The organism is Thalassolituus sp. UBA3500, assembly GCF_002377545.1.
GTDB lineage: Bacteria > Pseudomonadota > Gammaproteobacteria > Pseudomonadales > Oceanobacteraceae > Thalassolituus.
This window is the reverse complement of record NZ_DFQB01000046.1, coordinates 22,551-23,244: the sequence shown is the minus strand read 5'-3', so window position 1 is coordinate 23,244 and position 694 is coordinate 22,551. Positions and strand designations below refer to the sequence as shown.

The 694-nt window shown below is 55.2% G+C and carries 1 protein-coding gene; it reads right to left on the bottom strand.

The genetic code is table 11. From position 1 onward, the window contains the following. On the bottom strand, positions 1–694 hold a 694-nt coding region (locus B2R29_RS11890; RefSeq protein ID WP_301181258.1), incomplete at both ends, for a CarD family transcriptional regulator.

Below are 694 nucleotides of genomic sequence, written 5' to 3'. Positions count from 1 at the left end.
TTCTTCGTAAGGGAAGCCTGCTGCAAAGCGCTCGTAATCGGTATCAGGCTCATCAAACGCAAAGCCTTTGCGGGCCTGGCGGCGGGCGTAGATATCAAGCAGCTCTGCGGCGGTGTCACGGATTTTCTCGGCGGCTTTACGTTTTGCCGCCGACCACTTGTCTGTGCCCAGTTTATTGATTGGCGCAGTTTCCTCGGCGCCACCGCCGTAACGTGAGATCAGGTGGAGGCTGGAAACGGGGACGTACAATTTGTCTTTCCCTGAATATTCCAGCACCACGAATTCGTTTACCTGACCACCGGCGTCCAGCGTCTGCAGCCCGATATAGCGACCCACGCCATGATCCAGATGAACAACCGGCGAGCCTTCTTTCAGTTCCGACAGGTCACGGATTACCATGTCGCTGTCGGTCTTTTGTTTCTGGCGACGGCGAGTCTGACGAATGCGCTGACCAAACAGCTCATTCTCCGTGATCAGATGAATCAGACGCTTGTCATCGTTAAGCGATGCCCCGGCTTCCAGCGGGCCGGTCAACATCAGAATACGTTTCTCAGACACCAGCGCATCAGGCCAGCGTTCAAATTCATCTGGCAGTACTTTAATGCGCTGCAACAGTTCTTTCAGTGCTTCGCGGCGTCCGGCGGATTCAGCGCAGAAGAATATCTGGCCTTCTGCATCGGCGAGCCAGTTCTGT